17 protein-coding genes are annotated in these 15,636 nt (G+C 67.9%); 2 read left to right on the top strand and 15 right to left on the bottom strand.

The window, feature by feature from the left end; genetic code table 11:
• Window positions 1-9 precede the first annotated feature (9 nt).
• The 6 genes from VHR41_19905 to VHR41_19880 all read right to left on the bottom strand — a co-directional run bounded on the left by VHR41_19905 (window position 10) and on the right by VHR41_19880 (window position 5,983).
• The gene (locus VHR41_19905) at window positions 10-426 is read right to left on the bottom strand and encodes a hypothetical protein (protein ID HEX3236466.1); all 417 of its coding nucleotides are present in this window, start codon (window positions 424-426) and stop codon (window positions 10-12) included.
• Window positions 427-569: 143 nt separating this feature from the next.
• Window positions 570-1,772, bottom strand: a complete 1,203-nt coding sequence (locus VHR41_19900; GenBank protein HEX3236465.1) for a hypothetical protein — start codon at window positions 1,770-1,772, stop codon at window positions 570-572.
• Window positions 1,773-1,858: 86 nt separating this feature from the next.
• The gene (locus VHR41_19895) at window positions 1,859-2,257 is read right to left on the bottom strand and encodes a hypothetical protein (GenBank protein HEX3236464.1); all 399 of its coding nucleotides are present in this window, start codon (window positions 2,255-2,257) and stop codon (window positions 1,859-1,861) included.
• Window positions 2,258-2,317: 60 nt separating this feature from the next.
• Window positions 2,318-3,982 carry a PQQ-binding-like beta-propeller repeat protein gene (locus VHR41_19890; GenBank protein HEX3236463.1) on the bottom strand — a complete coding sequence of 555 codons (1,665 nt, stop codon included), beginning with the start codon at window positions 3,980-3,982 and terminating at the stop codon, window positions 2,318-2,320.
• Window positions 3,983-4,375: 393 nt separating this feature from the next.
• Window positions 4,376-4,513, bottom strand: a complete 138-nt coding sequence (locus VHR41_19885; GenBank protein HEX3236462.1) for a hypothetical protein — start codon at window positions 4,511-4,513, stop codon at window positions 4,376-4,378.
• A gap of 81 nt (window positions 4,514-4,594) precedes the next feature.
• Window positions 4,595-5,983: an OFA family MFS transporter gene (locus VHR41_19880; protein HEX3236461.1), complete on the bottom strand. Its 1,389-nt coding sequence runs from the start codon at window positions 5,981-5,983 to the stop codon at window positions 4,595-4,597.
• A 104-nt stretch (window positions 5,984-6,087) separates the two neighbouring features.
• On the opposite strand from VHR41_19880, the gene VHR41_19875 reads away from it, so the two are divergent.
• Window positions 6,088-6,624 carry a sulfocyanin-like copper-binding protein gene (locus VHR41_19875; GenBank protein ID HEX3236460.1) on the top strand — a complete coding sequence of 179 codons (537 nt, stop codon included), beginning with the start codon at window positions 6,088-6,090 and terminating at the stop codon, window positions 6,622-6,624.
• A gap of 12 nt (window positions 6,625-6,636) precedes the next feature.
• Here VHR41_19875 and VHR41_19870 read toward each other — a convergent pair whose 3' ends face one another.
• The 9 genes from VHR41_19870 to thiO form a co-directional block, all read right to left on the bottom strand.
• Window positions 6,637-8,613, bottom strand: a complete 1,977-nt coding sequence (locus VHR41_19870) for a DUF1684 domain-containing protein (GenBank protein HEX3236459.1) — start codon at window positions 8,611-8,613, stop codon at window positions 6,637-6,639.
• 20 nt (window positions 8,614-8,633) lie between these two features.
• The gene (locus tag VHR41_19865; GenBank protein ID HEX3236458.1) at window positions 8,634-9,440 is read right to left on the bottom strand and encodes an anti-sigma factor; all 807 of its coding nucleotides are present in this window, start codon (window positions 9,438-9,440) and stop codon (window positions 8,634-8,636) included.
• The gene (locus VHR41_19860; protein ID HEX3236457.1) at window positions 9,437-10,042 is read right to left on the bottom strand and encodes a sigma-70 family RNA polymerase sigma factor; all 606 of its coding nucleotides are present in this window, start codon (window positions 10,040-10,042) and stop codon (window positions 9,437-9,439) included. Before VHR41_19860 ends, VHR41_19865 begins: the two co-directional genes overlap by 4 nt.
• A 100-nt stretch (window positions 10,043-10,142) precedes the next feature.
• On the bottom strand, window positions 10,143-10,610 hold the full coding sequence (locus VHR41_19855; GenBank protein HEX3236456.1) for a DUF6702 family protein: 468 nt from the start codon (window positions 10,608-10,610) through the stop codon (window positions 10,143-10,145).
• A 4-nt stretch (window positions 10,611-10,614) separates the two neighbouring features.
• Complete coding sequence (locus tag VHR41_19850) at window positions 10,615-11,220, bottom strand: HupE/UreJ family protein (protein ID HEX3236455.1); 606 nt, start codon at window positions 11,218-11,220, stop codon at window positions 10,615-10,617.
• Window positions 11,221-11,228: 8 nt separating this feature from the next.
• Complete coding sequence (locus VHR41_19845; GenBank protein HEX3236454.1) at window positions 11,229-12,536, bottom strand: hypothetical protein; 1,308 nt, start codon at window positions 12,534-12,536, stop codon at window positions 11,229-11,231.
• A 69-nt stretch (window positions 12,537-12,605) separates the two neighbouring features.
• On the bottom strand, window positions 12,606-13,169 hold the full coding sequence (locus VHR41_19840; protein HEX3236453.1) for a DUF4331 family protein: 564 nt from the start codon (window positions 13,167-13,169) through the stop codon (window positions 12,606-12,608).
• Between the two features lie 35 nt (window positions 13,170-13,204).
• On the bottom strand, window positions 13,205-13,951 hold the full coding sequence (locus VHR41_19835) for a DUF4331 family protein (GenBank protein ID HEX3236452.1): 747 nt from the start codon (window positions 13,949-13,951) through the stop codon (window positions 13,205-13,207).
• A 275-nt stretch (window positions 13,952-14,226) separates the two neighbouring features.
• Entirely contained in the window at window positions 14,227-15,333 is a 1,107-nt protein-coding gene (thiO, locus tag VHR41_19830; protein HEX3236451.1) for a glycine oxidase ThiO, read from the bottom strand.
• Window positions 15,334-15,404: 71 nt separating this feature from the next.
• Here thiO and VHR41_19825 point away from each other — a divergent pair, with 71 nt between their 5' ends.
• Window positions 15,405-15,599, top strand: a complete 195-nt coding sequence (locus tag VHR41_19825) for a hypothetical protein (GenBank protein ID HEX3236450.1) — start codon at window positions 15,405-15,407, stop codon at window positions 15,597-15,599.
• Window positions 15,600-15,636: the final 37 nt, after the last annotated feature.

The raw sequence follows: 15,636 nt of genomic DNA, 5'->3' as shown, positions 1-15,636 counted from the left end.
CACCGCCGCTCAGGACTTCCCGCAAGCGTCGAGGATGGCTTTCGCGCTCTCCTTCACGCCGGCGGACGCCCGCTGCTCCTCCTCGGTGGGGCCGCGCTGGGTCTCGAACTCCGCGAAGCTCCGGCCGACGATGCTGAGCGAGGTCTTGCCATCCGCAGTAGGTGCGGCCTGGACCTCCAGCCGGTCGATGTTCCGGCGATACTGCGGGTCGGCCCGGTGGACGCTGTTGTCGATCTTGCGCGCGGTGACCCGGAAGTTGTCCTGGTCGAACGAGGTCTGCTGGTAGTGGATGGGGCGGAGTTGGTCGCGCACGCAGGCGATGGCGTCGGCCGGGCTTGCCGATGGCGACGCCGTCATCGTGGTGGCAAATGCGGCGCCGCAGGCGCTCAGCAGGAAGAGCATACCGAGGATCGGGTGCGAGCGCATCGTGGCGGGTCTCCGCAGGGGTGAGGGTTGAAGGCAATCTAACAGCGCCGATGAACGGGCGCGGCGGATGACAGGGCTGTGGGGGAGAAAAGAGAGCGGCCGTCCCTCGCGGAACGGCCGCTCCAGTGCAACGACGGTTGAATTTAGAAGAACAGCATCATGCCGAGCGAGCCCTGATCCCCCTTGGAGGTCTTCACGCCATCGCCGTAGCCGTCGATGTGGCCGTACTCGGCGACCCACCGCAGCGACTTGCTCCAGTGGTAGGTGATCTGGCCGACGATGGCCCGACGCTTCAGGATCTCCGAGTCGGTGCCGTCAGCAGCCTTGTCGGCGTCGGTCCGCTTCAGGTGGTTCTCGCCGAAACTGCCGCCGATCCCGACCTTGCTGTTGGGCGAGTTATAGACGATCTGGCCGATGTAACCGAACGAATTCCGGCCGTCGCCCGCAACGTCCACCCCGTCGCTATTGGCGCGAGAGGTGCCGGCGAACGCGTCACCCATGAAGAGCGAGCCCATGCCCTTGGCGAAGAAGCCGGAGCCGGTGATCGCGAAGCCGGAGACGTCGATCGTGAGGCCGGCGCCGCCACCCGCAGAGCTGAGGCTCTCGGTGGGACCAGTGGCACCCGACTTGGCCGTTTGCGCGGCTCCATTCAGGAAGAACTTGACGTTGCTGTTCTCGCCGAACTTGGAGTTGTAGGTGAACTCCGCCTCGACCCGGGGCAGCTCGATGGTCTCATACGGGGCGGAGGCGATGCCCTCGAAGAGGCCGATGCTGATCGAGGTCGGCCGACCGCTGGGTGAGCTGTAGGTCAACTGGGGACGGAAGTCGGTGTACAGGTATCCGTAGCCGATCCGGCCCAGGGCGGTGCCGCGGCCACCACCGCTCACGCCCACGCCGAGCAGCGTCATGTCGGTGAGGATGTTGCCGCGCTGGTACAGGCCCAGCTCCTTACCGATGAGCAGCGAGCCCCAGGTGCCGCCGGCGGTCAGGTACACCTGGCGCATGTCGATCTGCGCGCCAGCCGCCTGATTGCCGAAGAAGCTGGCGTAATGGCCACCGGTCTCTATCTGCGGCGCGAAGCCGAAGTGCACGCCGAGATCGAGGTTCTCCTCCTTGCCCTTCGCGTCGAGCACCGCGAAGGCGGGGAGCAGGCCGGTGCCGAAGCTGAAGTCCTTTCCGGTCGTGGTCCCAGCCGCATTCTTGCTGGTCTGGTAAATCATGAACGCGTTCACGTTGCCGGCGAAGGTGAAGCTCCAGCCGTTGCTCATTTGCATCGTGAGCTGGGCTTCGGCGGCATTCGCCGCCCCCAACGCCAGGCCCAAGCACAACAGTGCGACTCGCTTCATAGGTGCTTCTCCCTCAGAGTAAGGATGACCGCCAACGACAGCCAAACTTCGGGACAAATACCTGCACCAGCATTCGGACCGCGCGTTCAGGGCGCGGAATCAGTCGTCTGACGAGTGAGCGATGCGTTCACCTCCCAGAATGCGTACCACAGGGGGAGCACCCGATGGTTCTCCCACCAGTAGTAGTCGTTGAGCCGGCTCCGGTAGACATTGGCGCCGAACGGCAAACGGAAGCGGCCTTGGCGCCGCAGGTCCCGGATGGTTCGGTCGAGCCCCGCGGAATCCGCGGACACTGCCGCCGCCTGACCCAAGGCGGAGCCGGCGAGGAACCCCTCCGTGTAGGCGACCTGGGCCGCCGGTGCCAGCCGCCGCCAATCCTCTCCGTTCCTGGCGATCCAGTGGCCATCCGGCTCCGGCCGGGGCCACGCGTGTCCCGCGACGAACCCGCCGGCCGCCAGAGCCACCCACAACCAGCGTGTCACCATGCCATCCACACGAATCGGCCGGCAGGGCCCGACAAGAGCCCTACCGGCCGGAATCGCTGCCTACTTCTTCATCGCTTTGGCCGGGAGGCCGAAGACCATCAGAGCGTCACCCAGCGGATAGCTGATCTGGAAGTTGCCGCCGCAGGCCACCGCGATGAACTGCTCGCCCGCCTGCGTGAAGCTCATGGGGGCGGAGTTGCAGCCTGCGCCGGCATTGAACTGCCACAGCATCTTGCCGGTCTTGGAATCGTAGGCGTTGAAGTTCCCGTTGCCTTCACCGGTGAAGGTGAGTCCGCCGGCCGTGGCCAGCGAGCCGCCCATCATCGGCTGGGGGACTTTGTTCTGCCAGACGACCTTGCCGGTCTTGAGGTCCACGGCCGAGAAGAGCCCGTACTGCTCCTCGCCCGGGATGGCAACGAAGGCGGAGCCGAGCCAGAGGCGGCCCTTTTCCCACGGAGCGGTGTGCACGATGTAGTTCATCGGCTGGTGCAGCGCGGCCACATACGCATAGCCCAGGGTCGGATTGATCGAGACCGGTGACCACTCCGAGCCGCCATTGGCGCCCGGCAGCATCCGGGCGCCCTTCTCCGTCGGCAGGGCGAACATGTTCTCCTGCGGGACGAAGTTCTGGCTCTTGCGGATGAGCTTGCCGCTGGACGCATCGAGGACGTACACCCAGCCGGTCTTGCCCGCATGGATCACGGCCTTGGTGCCACCGATGGTGACCACGGCCGGTGGCGACGTGGCGTCGAGGTCCCAGACGTCGTGCGGGACCGTCTGGTAGTACCACTTGGTCTTCCCGGACGTTGCATCGATGGCGACGATGCAGTCGGTGTAGAGATTGTCACCCGGCCGCACGCTGCCATCCAGATCGGGCGACGGGTTGCCGACCGACAGGAAGATCGTATTCAGGTCCTTGTCGTACGCCGGCGTGGTCCAGACGCCGCCGCCGCCGGTCTTCCAGGCGTCGGCGAACTTGGAGCTATCGCCCTTCTCCTTCGCGACGTCGCGGTGGAGATCGGCATCCTCGGCCTTCGGGGCCCACGTGCCGAACCAGCCATTGGGGGCCTTGTCGTCGAACGTCGGATCGCCATTGGGGGCCGGGATCGAGTACCAGCGCCACACCTGCTCGCCGGACATGGCGTTGTAGGCCGTGACGTAGCCGCGGATGCCGTATTCGCCGCCGGAGACGCCGACGATGACATTGTCCCCGATGATGAGGGGGGCGTGGGTGATGCTGTATCCAAAGGCGGGATCGCCGACTTCCTTGTCCCACAGCACCTTGCCGTCCTTCGCGTCGAGCGCTACCAGGTGGCCGTCGAGGGTGCCCATGTAGAGGTGCGCCCCGCCGTGCATGCCGAACCCACGATTATTGGGGCCGCAACAGAAGATCGTGGTGCCCAGCTTGTGCTCGTAGCGCCAGACTTCCTTCTTGGTGGTCAGATCGTAGGCGATCGCCGTGTTGTACGGAGTGGTCACGTACATCATGCCCTTGCTGACGATCGGGGTATTCTCGAACGATCCCAGCTTCGTCACTCCGGTCTGGAAGATCATTCGGGGAACCAGCTTGGACACGTTGCTGGTGTTGATCGTCTTCAGGGTCGAGTATCGCTGGTTCCAGTCGTTGCCGCCGTAGGTGGTCCAGTCTCCGCTGCCCTGGGCGGCGGCGGGACCGGCGAGGGCGAGGAGCACCGGGGCCACCAACCAACGCGAGCCGATTGTCATGAACACTCTCCTCGAGCGAGTACGAGTGGGCGGAGCGCGAAGCGATCCGCAGCGGCCCGGTAGAGATACCGAGGGGCCTGCCCGGTCGCCCGAACCCTGGCTGGTGCCGGACTTCGGGCCATGCATAACTTTGCGGTGTGTCCGCCGATCCGAGCTATCCCGCGCGCCTGCCCGCATCGGGCCCGCGCACCTGGGTACAGCAGCGATGTGATCGTTGCGGCCGGCAAGCCGCGGAGGCAACGCCCAGGGGGCGTGTCGGTTCGGCAGCGCTAAGTGATGGACGGGTTACAATCTGCGAGGTCCGATCCTGCCGTCAAGACCCCAAGTTCGCTACAGTGGCCCATTTCCACCGCGTTTCACGACTCCAAGCCCATGATGTGCAAAGAGTTGCGCTCAGCGAAAGAGGGCTGCTGCCTTGAGCAGCGTGTTCCAGACCCCCCAGAGTAACGGGACCCCGACCAGCAGCCATGCCACCGCCACCAGCCCCCATTGTCCCGCCGGCAGCTGAGGGGAAGGGTCAATCTCGGCCATGAATTCCTCCCGGGACTACGAGGGCATCGGCCCGGTCCTGGACCGCAATAATATTCGGGGGTAACAGATTTTATGCAATCGTCAGGCTGTCCCGCGTGCCAGGCCCCGGTCCCGGGCCAGCTCCTCGTCCGTCATGTAGTACCGGGCCGCCACCGGTCGAACGGCCAGATTGCAGAAGAAGCCCACCACCAGCAGCCCGGCCATGAGGTACATGGTGAAGTTGTAGGCCTCGGATGCGGGCACTCCGCGACCGATGCGATACTCCCGGATGTAGTTCACCAGCACCGGGCCCGCCACGCCGGCCGCCGACCAGGCCGTCAAGAGCCGCCCATGGATCGCACCGACGTACTGGGTGCCGAAGATGTCCGAGAGATACGCCGGGATGGTCGCGAACCCGCCGCCGTACATGGTCAGGATCACCGCTGCGCAAGCGACGAACAGCTCCACGCTCCCGATGCGGCCTGCATAGGGTAGCGTCACGTAGAGCAGCGGCCCCAGGGTGAAGAAGATCGCGTAGGTCGCCTTCCGGCCGATATGGTCGGACAGTGAGGACCAGCCGAACCGTCCGCCCATGTTGAACAGGCTGAGCAGCCCCACGAATCCGGCCGCCGCGCTCGCCTTTACCGCCCCCTTGAACATCTCCTGGATCATCGGAGAAGCCTGCTCCAGGATCCCGATACCGGCGGTCACGTTGAGGAAGAGGACCGCCCAGAGGAAGTAGAACGGGGTGGTGCGGATCGCCTGGTCCACGTGGACGTGGTGTTGGGTGATCAGGCGCTGCGCGTCCGGGGCAGGCGGCTCCCACCCGGCCGGCTTCCACCCGACCGGGGGAACCCGGAAGAGAAACGCCCCGGCCAGCATCGCTACGAGATACAGCGTTCCGATGGTGACGAAGGTCTCGGCCACCCCGACTGAGGTGGCTGACTTGTATCGGTCGAGCAGGATCTGCGAGAGCGGGCTCGCGATCATCGCCCCGCCGCCGAACCCCATGATCGCCATGCCGGTGGCCATTCCCCGCCGGTCTGGAAACCACTTGATCAGGGTCGAGACGGGGGTGATGTACCCCAGGCCCAGCCCGCAGCCGCCCAGCACGCCATATCCGAGGTAGAGCAGCCAGATCTGGTGGGTCCGGACGCCCACCGCGGAGATCATGAATCCCAGGCTCCAGCAAAGGGCGGCCACTACGCCGCTCTTGCGGGGGCCGGCATGCTCCAGCCAGCGGCCGAACACCGCGGCCGACAGCCCCAGGAACACGATGGCGATGGTGAAGATCCAGGCGAGCTCGCTCTGCTTCCAGTCCCCCGGGGCAGGCTGGCTCACGCCCAGCACCTTGGTGAGCGGCAGCTTGAAGACGCTGAAGGCGTACGCCTGCCCGATGCTCAGGTGAATGGCCAACGCGGCGGGCGGCACCAGCCATCGATTGAAGCCCGGTTTCGCGACGATCCGTTCCCGCGCCAGTAATCCAGCCATCGCCAGCCTCCTCCATTAGATTCCGGCCGAACTTCGCCAGCCGCGAGCGGAGAGCAGCGGCATCAAGGTACCGTGCGCCAGATCGGGGGGCTAGAGTGACGGGCATGAGCGGCATCCCACGAGTTGGCGCGTTGCTCGCGGCCGCCGCCCTGGCTGCGATCGGGTGCCTGCCGGCGGACGCAGCCGCCCAGGCACCCTCGTCCGAGGCGGTCTGGCTCACCGCCGACAGCGCTACCCGGACCGCCCGGCTCACGCTCCAGGTGACCGCTCCCGCGGGTGCGCCGTCCGCCCTGATCAACGGCCACCGCGCCGGCGAGGTGCAGATCGTCGTGCCGCTCAACTGGACCGTGCAGTGGGACTGGCAGTCGGCGGATTCCACCGCGCCGCACAGCCTGGTGGTCATGGGCGAGCGGGAGAAGCTCCCTACCGAAGGCGGTCGCGCGGCCTTCACCAACGCCATGACCCGGATGGTCACTGCGGGGCTCCGCCCCGGCCAGTCGGACCAGACCACGTTCACCGCCGATCAGGCCGGGTGGTACTGGCTCCTCTGCGGAGTGCCCGGCCACGCCATCCAGGGTGAGTATCTCGGCCTGCGAGTCGACCCCGACGCCCGGACGGCGAGCCTTAAGTCGAAGAGCTGACCCGCCGCCCGGTCAGCGTTCGGACAGCAGCCGTTCGATCTCCCGCTCGAACTCCCGCACCACCCGCCCGTGCTGCGCGCCCGTGCTGGGGCCGTAGAACCCGGCGTGCACCCGCCGCACCTTGCCGTCGCGTCCCAGGAATACTGTCGTAGGGAATGAGGTGAATCCCTGAAGCTGCGGTAGGGTGGCCGCGGCCGCGTCGGTATCGTTGATGCCCGCCAGGAGCAGCGGATACTCGATCCCGAACTTGTCCCGGAAGCGTCGGACCTGTGCCGCGTCGGTGGCCGTGTCGCCAGTCACCTCGTAGGCCAGCCCCACCATCTCCAGGCCTCGCCGGTGGTATCGGCGATAGAGCCGCACCAGGTCGGGTGCCGCGTCGTGGCAGGTGGGGCACCAGGTCCCGAACACATCGATCAGCAGGACCTTGCCCCGGAAGCGTGGATCCCGCTCGGTGACCAGCCGTCCGGCAAGATCGGGAAAGGCGAAGTGAAACGGCCGGCTGGTATCTGCCCTGGTGATCTCCGTCGCCGCCTTGAGGTGAGTGGTCCGGCTGCTCCGGACGGCGATCCATGGAGTCTGGGCGCGGAGGCCTGCATGGAACACTCCGCGCAGCGTGTCGCCCCGGAGCCGGCCGGTGAGGAGGTAGACGAACGAGCCGTCGAAGTGCGCCAGGGCGAAGCTGTCTCCCCTCACGCTGCCCGCGAAGTGCCCGTAGTCGCCGGTGCTGGAGAGCACCGTGCCCTCGAAGCCGGCTGGTCCGTTGCGGAACTCGAAAATGCGTGGGCTGGGGCCCCAGTCCTGGAGAAAGCTCGCGTCCCAGCGCCCGAGCAGCGCGGGCGGGGCGGGCGCGGAGGGCCAGCGACCGCGGGAGGCGTGAAACGGGATCACCCGAGGGCCCCGGTTCCCGACGTTGCGATAGCTCCCCACCAGTGAATCGCCGCGCACTGCCGCCGTGATCGATGCCGCATAGTCCGCGATGGAGAACTCGATGCTGTCGCCTCGCACGCGGACCTCGGAGATCGACTGGCAGACACGGCCGTTGCACAGCCGTCCTCGCCGTTCGCTTCCGCTCGTTTCCACTTCGAGCCCGAACCGGAGCTGCCCGCCGGCAAGGTCGAGTGCCGCGCGCCACGATTCCGCCGGCTTCGTTTCACTGCCGTAGCGCTCGCCGGCCGCCACTGGAGCTGAGATGGTGTTGCCGCGCCACGGCGCGGGGCAGGGGTAGACCGAGCTGTAGGCGCAGAACGGATTGCCCGCGCGGTTCAGGTCCAGCCGGTAGCGATCGCCTCCCGCGGGGAGGAGACGGACGAAGCGACCGGCGGGATAGGTTCCCCGTCCGTTGGTCCCGTCCCTGAAGTAGATCAGGAGCTCGGGCTCACCCCCGGTGTCGCTGGGAAATCGCCGCACCAGAAGCTTCACCCTCGCGCCACCCACCTGGATCTCGACCGTTCCCGCCTCCTGGGCCTTCAGCTCCACGCCATCGGGCGCGAGCAGCCGCAGACCTTCGGGGTGCTCCGGCGGGATCAGCCGGGTGTCGAGCGCGAGGCCGGGATCGTACGAGTAGTACTCCGGCGCGTGGGCGTTCTGGCGAGCACCGAACACGGCCAGCGTAGCCCGGTCCGGCGGCCCCTGAACTCTCACCGCATAGGGTCCGAGGGCCGTGAGGCGTCCGGGCAAGAGCTTCCGCCGGCCATCCGGACCATCCAGCGTCACGGTACCGGATGCCTGCGTCACCCGAGCCTCCGCTAATCCAGTCAAGGGAACGTCAGCGTCGCCGGGACCCAGCCGAAGTCCCGCCCCGACCGGCTGCACCGCTATCACCGCGAAGGGAGATGTGGCCGCCGTCGTGAGCCAGGCAGCATACTCTCTCCGTTCACGGGCGAGGTCTGGCGGGAGCTGGGCGGAGAGGGGGAGGGCCAGCGCGATCAGGAGCGCCAGCCCGGTCACCGGGCCCGCGCTCGGTGGCAGGAAGCTCCGGGTTTGGCGCACGTCGCGGCTCGTCGATAGGATCAGGACTTCTGCTGCAGCGGTCCCACGAGCAGGATGGGCGAGGTCGGCTGGGACGACCCGGACTCGGGCTCGACGGTGATCGCCGCCGCGCTCAGCGTACCGCCGGTGGGGACCGGGATCCGCTCCACCTTGGCCTTGCCGCTCGATTCGGGCTGGAAGGTGATCGAGGGCACCGGCTTGCCGTCCTTGACGAACCAGAGCTGATAGGCCCGGCCTGGCGGCACACTCCTGAGCTGGAATCCGTGCAGGATGGCTACGTTGTGCCGCTGGTCCCAGAAGAGCTGGATCAGCGGCTCCGGATCGCCGCTGGAGGTGAGCTGGAAGAGCTTCACCCCGGGCTCGAGGATCGCATTGAGCGTGGCATCGCGCGCCCGGAGCAGACGCTCGCGCTCGCTCAAGGTCTGCTCTCGCGCCGCAAGCTCGGTCCGCAGCGCATCCACCCGTCCGCGGAGCGAGATCAACCCCGCACCCAGGCCAGCCGCGGCGATGAGGCTCGCCGCGAGAGCGCCCCAGAGCAGCGGGGCCGGCCGGCCGGGGGTCGCGGCCGGCCGGCGGGCAGCCAACGTGGTCGTCTTCTGCTCGCTGACCCGCGCGAGGACCCGGCTCCCCAGATCGGGTGCCGGGCGGGCCTCCGCTTCGGAAAGCGCCAGCAGCGCGCCGATCTCGCGGTACTCGGCGACCTCGCGTTGCGCCTCCGGCGAGGTGGCGAGGTAGGCCTCGAACCGCTGCGCCTCCTCGGCGGAGAGCGCGCCGAGGGCGTAGGCGGGTGCCAGGTCCAGCAGGGCGTCCTGGTCGGGGCGGCTCATGTGCCACGCTCGAAATAAAAGGGCCGCAGGGACTCGCGCAGCTTCTGCATGGCGAGGCGCACTCGCGTCTTGATGGTGCCCAGCGGCTCCTGGAGCCGTTCGGCGATTTCCGACTGCGAGAGGCCTTCGAAGTAGGCCAGCTCGATGGCCTGGCGCTGCGGCGGCGAGAGCGACTCCAGCGCCTCCCTCACCTTGGCCCGACGCTCGGCATGGTCGACCACGCCGGCGGGGTCAGAATGCCACGCGCCCATCGCGGGGGAGAGGCCGGTTCGATCGGCCGCGGCGGAGGCGGTGAGGCGGTCGCGGCGTGATCGGGCGCGTACGGTATCCAGCGCCCGGCTCCGGGCGATCATGGTGAGCCAGCCCGCCACCGATCCCCGCTCCGACGCGAAGCGCGGGGCCTCGCGCCAGGCCTGCGCGAAGGCCTCGATCACGACCTCCTCGGCGTCCGCCCGTTGCCCCACGATGCGGTACGCCACCGCGTAGAGCACGCCGCCGTAGCGTTCGTAGAGCGTCGCGATGGCCCGCTCGTCGCCGCCGGCCACCTGGACGATCAGATCGCCGTCGGCCGACGCGGGCGATGCGGCTGCCTGGCTAAACATGGTCCATCGGGCGAGGAAGCTCCTCAGGCGAGCGGGTCTGTCCGGAACGACGACAGAGAGTCTACACGCCACCGTAGAGCGTCCACAAGAAGCCCCGGCCTCAGTCAAGCGGCTTCGCCGCCTCGCCCCGGGTGAAGAGCAGTGTCCTGGTGCGGCCGCTCCAGCTGACCCGTACGATGTTGACCTGGTCCTCGAACCGCTCGGTGAGCAGCCTGCTGCCCACCGACCCGCCGTCGAGCCCCGCCGGGGCCGCCGCAGTGAGGCGGAGCAGCATGACGTCTCCGGTCTGCTCGGAGCCCTCCCAGCGGAGCGGCAGACGCCTTCCTGTTCCGTCGGTGACGGTCAGGCCGGCCGTCACGTATCGAGCCATCGCCGAATCACCGACGGGCGTACCGGGTGGTCTGCCGACGGCCGTGGTGAGGTCGTCCAGGAACACCCGAACCCGGATGGTCGCCGAGGCGCTGATGGCCTGGTACACGATCTCGGTGACCGCCGTGTGCATCGGGTGACGCGCGGGTGTCGGCAGCAGCCACAGCGCCGTACCCAGGAGCAGTGCCGGCGTACTCATCCGGTTACCACGGTCGGCGAGCGACGGCCATCTGCGCCGCCACCAAGACGACGACGGTCGAGACTGCCACGACCCGCAGCCGGTGCGACGAGGGCCTGTCGCCGGGCAGGCGGAGCCGGGCGATGACTCCGTCGAGTCCGGCGAGCCCGAGGCCCGCGATGGCCAGCACGATGAGTTGGCCCAACTCGATCCCGGCGTTGAACCCGAACAGGGGAATGGCGATCGAGCCGGTGAACAGGCTGCGCAGGTAGTTGGCGAACCCGGCCCCGTGCACCAGCCCGAAGCCCCCCGCGAAGACCGGGCGGTATCGGCCTCGGAGCGGCGCCTGGGCCCGGTGCCGCACCAAAATGTTCTCGACTCCCGTGGCCACGATGGTGAGCGGGATGAGAAACTCGATCAGCGGGGTTGGCAGCCGCAGTGCGCCCGTCACCGCCAGCGCCAGCGTGATGGAGTGACCCAGGGTGAAGGCCGTGATCACCCAGAGGCTGTCCCGCCAGTCGCGGCCGCGATAGATGGCGGCCAGGGCCAGCAGGAAGAGGATGTGGTCCAGCGCCGCCGGATCGGTGATGTGGCGGAAGCCGAGATGGACGAAGACGAAGAGCTCGGACATCGGTTCTCCTAGTGCGCGCGCAGCGAGTCGAGCACCGCCCGAGCCTCGACCGGCTGGTAGGGATGCCAGTAGGGATTGGTCTGGAGCGCTCTCTCCAGGTAGCTCCTGGCTGTTTCGTCGTGACCCAAGGCGCGCTCGATCATCCCGGCATGGAAGAACAGCATCGCGTCCCGGCTCCCGAGCGCCAGCGCGCGCTCGATCGCGGGCGCCGCCTCGGCGTCGCGTCCGGAGTGGTGGAGCGCCCAGGCGACGAGGTCGTATCCGTAGATGTCGCGCCGGGTCTCGAGCTCGGCCGATACCTTGGCGAGCACGTGGGGCACATCCCGCTGGTGGTCGAGCAGGAAGAGACTCCAGGCCCGGTGGAACGGCCCGGGCTGATGCAGCACCGCGACTTCCATCGTGTGGTAGTACTCGCCTGCCTTCGCGCTGTCACCGCGGGCGGCATACGCATCGCCGATCACGCCTAGGGTGGCCGGGTCGAGCGCCTGCCCGATGGCGTCTTCCCCATACCGGATGGCCGATTCCCAGCGGTGCCGCACCGCTTCCAGCCGGGCCATGGTGCCGAGCAGGCGGTAGTCCCCAGGCGAGACCTCGAGTCCCACCCGGAGCTCGTCCTCCGCCTCGCCCAGATGACCGTTCCGAAGGGCCAGATCGCCCAGCCTGAGGTGCAGCCACGCGAGCTGCTCTCGCGGCAGGCCGTGTCGCCGTTCGGCCTCGTCGCGCGCCGTCCGGAGCAGCCGGCGCGCCTCCTCAGGCCGGCCGTGCAGCTCCTCCCACCGGGCAAGCCGGGGCGCGACGCTCAGGTCGGTGCGATACGTCGCCAGAGTACCAAACATCCGACCCGCGTCATCGTAATGGCCGAGCTCCAGCTCGGTCTCGGCAAGCAACCCGCGCGCGCCGACCGACGTGGAGTCCAGCTCCACGAGGCGGCGGGCCGCGCCGAGCGCCTCGACGAACCGATGCTGGGACAGGAGACTGCTGGCGAGCACTCCGATCGCGGCGCCGTTCCGGCTGGTGCGAAGGCGGAGCGAGTGCCGGGCATTCGCCTCCGCGCGCACCAGATCCTCATTGTCGGCGGACTCGCGTGCTCTCTGGAGATAGAGTCCCCCGAGCTGAGCGAAATCCCGGGCGCTGAACCGGTCGCGCTCCACCCGCCTCTGGTAGAACGCGATGTCCATGTCTCGGATCGAGGCCGGGGAGGGTGACGCCGCCCGAGTCGCTCGCGATGAATTGCCCGAATGCGCCACGGAGGCTCCGCCCGCCACCAGTCCAAGAACCGCCAGGGCACCTCCGACGCCTTGCAGCAGCTTGCTCATGCTGATTCTCTCTCCTCGTCAACGCGGGTCTCCGGCCGCCAGGTGCGGCGGCCGGAGCGTCGCGCGGTGTCAGTTGGGCGGCGCGAGATAGGGGAAGCTGGTGGTGACTGCGGGCGAGTCGAAGGCGAGATTGTCGGTGGTGAGCTGCGGCGTGGCGTGGGCCGCATCGCCCAAGGCCGAGCCGAACACCGCGGTGAGCGCCAGATCCACCACATCGTCCTGCAGCTTGCGGCCACCCCAACCGGCCGAGAGCGTGGTGGAGAGCCAGGTGGCCGTGGATGGATCCTTACTGGTATCCACGATCAACATGTCCGGAATCAGCGCCGGAGCGATGGCGTTGATGTATGCTGGATCGCGTCCGGCCACGGTGGTCAGGAAGTCGACGACTTCGGGCGCCACCAGGGTGCCATCTTCGTCGGGACCGATGGTGCCGTGGGTGGCATGGCTGCGCTTCGACAGGAGCACCTCGCTCACCAGCGGGTTGCCGAGGCGTTGGACCTGGTTGAACATGCGCGGTGTGGCCGGCCCGGTATTGCCGTCGTCGCTGCAACCGGCGGCGGCCAGGGTCAATGCCGCGGCAGCCGCGGCGAGCGCCAGACGACGCACGCGGAGGCCGAAAGTGCTGAGCTGCATGGTTCCGTCCCTTTCCATTCGGGTCGCGTGGGTGATCACTGACTGATGGTGCCCCAGATGCCGAGCCTGCCAGGGGTGCCGTTCTCCAGCATCGAGCTCGGCAGCTCGATCACGATCGAGTTGACGTTGAATCCGTCCAGATAATCCACGCCGGGGTTCCGGAAGTAGAACGGAGCCTGGCCGTTGGGCTCGAGGGCGCAGGGCTTGGCGAAATCACCCTCCACCGGCCGGCGGTCCGGGAGAATGCAGAAGAACGCCTCGAGATCGAGGAAGAACGGGTCATCGCGCGGGCCGGCGAAGACCTGAATGCCGCCGGCGTCGCCGAGGGTGCTGCCGAGTGCGCCGGTGACGACCGGAGTCGCGTCGGCAATCTGGTTCTCCATGGCGCCTTGCACGGGCGGAGTCATCGGGCCGCGCACCTCGACTTTCTGGTCGGCTCCTTCCCCGGTGAAGGACACCTGGATGACCTTGTCCTCCTTCGCGTCCCCGTTGTTATCGATCTTGAATTGGTAGAGCAGATTGTGATCGAACGAAGCTTCGGTCGGGTCGGTCGCCTGCGCCGGGGTGAGAAACGCCCGGGTATCCATCGCCAGGACGATCCGCCCCTCCGACCCACCGGGGAACGCGTAGACATCGGTCATGTCGGACTTCGCGTTGAGCTCGGTAAACGGAGTGTCCTGGTGATCGGACGCCATCACGAGTGCCGTCGTGCCGGCGGCGCCGGCGAGCGCCACGAGACTCGCGACGAGCGCCCGACGGCGTGTGGTCGGTCTCCATTGCATGGCCATGCTTCTCCTTAGCCGGGGGATGCAACACGGGCAGGTCGACGCCTGTCCCAGTGACCCGGTGTACGCGGGGGCTGGCCGATTGGATCTATGCGGAGCACCGGCGGGCGAGACACATCCAGTGGCAGGCGGGACGGCGTAGATGGGGACAGGGGGGAGAGGGGCGAGGATCCGGTCGCCGGCCGTCGGGCTCACGAGGGTGCAGGTTCGTTCTACTGCTCTACTGACCTCTGGAGAACGGTGGTCGGCGACTCCTCTTCTTCACCGGTTCTTCACCAGTTCCAGAATCGGGCGGGTGAGAAAGGGCTCAGGTCCTCCACCGCCTGCTCGCCCGCCAGGAGTTGGCGGATGATGAGACCGGTGATTCCGGCGAGCAGGATGCCGTTCCGGCCGTGGCCGGTGCTATACCAGAGCCCGGAGAGGCGCGGCTCCGCTCCGATGATCGGCAGTCCATCGGGCGTCATTGGCCGGAGCCCGGCCCACGTCCGACTTACCTCTGCACGATCCAGCCCGGGATAGAGCGCGGTCACGCCGGCGAACAAGTGGTCCAGGCCAGTGGGAGTGACCTCCGGACGGAATCCGACGTACTCCATGGTCGACCCAGCGATCGCCTCGCTCCCGCGCGTCAGCAGGTAGGTCCCGTGACCATAGATGATCGCGCGGCGGGTGGCCCGCGGCCAGGGAAACGCGGCCATCTGTCCCCGCACCGGAGCCACCGAGAGCGGGCGGGGCAGGCCGGAGATGCCGCCGGACCAGGCGCCCGCCGCGATCACTACGTTGGCTGCGGCATATCGCTCGGCTCTTCCCGTCACGCCGACCACACGATCCCCATGCTGCGCCAGGGCGATGGCCTCGTCCTGGACGATCCGGGCGCCGTGCTGCTCCGCGTCGGCCAACAGAGCCTGCACCAGCTTCACCGGCTCGAGCGCGCCCTCCCTCGGCGCCCAGAGGGCACCCGAGGTGGGTCCCAGCCACTGCCATCGGACACGGACCTCGTCCGCATCGAGCCAGTCGGAGAGGTGTCCCCGCTGGCGCTGTGACGCTACCTTCGATTTGAGCTCGCCGGCCTCGGTCTCGGTGGCGGCCGCCCAGGCGATGCCTTCCTGCCAGAGTCCGATGTCGACACCGGTTGTCTCCTGGAGCGCCGCGGCGAGGCTGGGGTACAGGTCACGACCGGCGAGGCCTAAGGGGAGCAGGGGGTCATCCTCGCCCGTCTCGATCTGCGGCGCGAGCATTCCGGCCGCGGCGTGCCAGGCCTGGCCCCGCTCGCCGCCGGGGTCGAGCAGGAGAACACGGCCGCCGGCCAGGGCCAGCTCCCGGGCGCAGGCCGCGCCGATCGGCCCGGCACCGACCACGATAACATCGGAGGTCGCAGTCACTTATATTCCTATGAATCTTTTTGGAACGTCCGGGCGTAAGGCGCTCTGACCCGCTACCTGAGGAACTTAGTATGATCCGGAAACTGCTTGGGTTCGCGATCTTCGCCGTACTCGCGATCTTTTTGCTGAAGGTGTTCTTCGGCCTCCTGGGGGCGATTCTCTGGTTCGCCTTCGTCGGGTTCCTGATCTACCTCATCCTCAAGATCGTCGCCCCGGACACGGCGGCTCGGGTCCGGGAGATGATCGTGGGGCATCCCTCGATTTGAGTCTGCGGGGTACCGGCGGCAGGTCCAGCGCGACGGG

This window comes from Gemmatimonadales bacterium (assembly GCA_036265815.1).
Lineage (GTDB): Bacteria > Gemmatimonadota > Gemmatimonadetes > Gemmatimonadales > GWC2-71-9 > CAVVWJ01.
The sequence above is the reverse complement of the archived record's forward strand: the minus strand, read 5'-3'. Positions and strand labels throughout refer to the sequence as shown.

Bases quoted from the DNA above. Each gene is read 5' to 3' on its own strand.
- VHR41_19835 (HEX3236452.1), bottom strand. From the start codon at position 13,951: ATGCAATGGAGACCGACCACACGCCGTCGGGCGCTCGTCGCGAGTCTC.
- VHR41_19895 (HEX3236464.1), bottom strand. From the start codon at position 2,257: ATGGTGACACGCTGGTTGTGGGTGGCTCTGGCGGCCGGCGGGTTCGTC.
- VHR41_19880 (HEX3236461.1), bottom strand. From the start codon at position 5,983: ATGGCTGGATTACTGGCGCGGGAACGGATCGTCGCGAAACCGGGCTTC.
- VHR41_19860 (HEX3236457.1), bottom strand. From the start codon at position 10,042: ATGTTTAGCCAGGCAGCCGCATCGCCCGCGTCGGCCGACGGCGATCTG.
- VHR41_19865 (HEX3236458.1), bottom strand. From the start codon at position 9,440: ATGAGCCGCCCCGACCAGGACGCCCTGCTGGACCTGGCACCCGCCTAC.
- VHR41_19885 (HEX3236462.1), bottom strand. From the start codon at position 4,513: ATGGCCGAGATTGACCCTTCCCCTCAGCTGCCGGCGGGACAATGGGGG.
- VHR41_19840 (HEX3236453.1), bottom strand. From the start codon at position 13,169: ATGCAGCTCAGCACTTTCGGCCTCCGCGTGCGTCGTCTGGCGCTCGCC.
- VHR41_19900 (HEX3236465.1), bottom strand. From the start codon at position 1,772: ATGAAGCGAGTCGCACTGTTGTGCTTGGGCCTGGCGTTGGGGGCGGCG.
- VHR41_19875 (HEX3236460.1), top strand. From the start codon at position 6,088: ATGAGCGGCATCCCACGAGTTGGCGCGTTGCTCGCGGCCGCCGCCCTG.
- VHR41_19855 (HEX3236456.1), bottom strand. From the start codon at position 10,610: ATGAGTACGCCGGCACTGCTCCTGGGTACGGCGCTGTGGCTGCTGCCG.
- VHR41_19845 (HEX3236454.1), bottom strand. From the start codon at position 12,536: ATGAGCAAGCTGCTGCAAGGCGTCGGAGGTGCCCTGGCGGTTCTTGGA.
- VHR41_19825 (HEX3236450.1), top strand. From the start codon at position 15,405: ATGATCCGGAAACTGCTTGGGTTCGCGATCTTCGCCGTACTCGCGATC.
- VHR41_19890 (HEX3236463.1), bottom strand. From the start codon at position 3,982: ATGACAATCGGCTCGCGTTGGTTGGTGGCCCCGGTGCTCCTCGCCCTC.
- VHR41_19850 (HEX3236455.1), bottom strand. From the start codon at position 11,220: ATGTCCGAGCTCTTCGTCTTCGTCCATCTCGGCTTCCGCCACATCACC.
- VHR41_19905 (HEX3236466.1), bottom strand. From the start codon at position 426: ATGCGCTCGCACCCGATCCTCGGTATGCTCTTCCTGCTGAGCGCCTGC.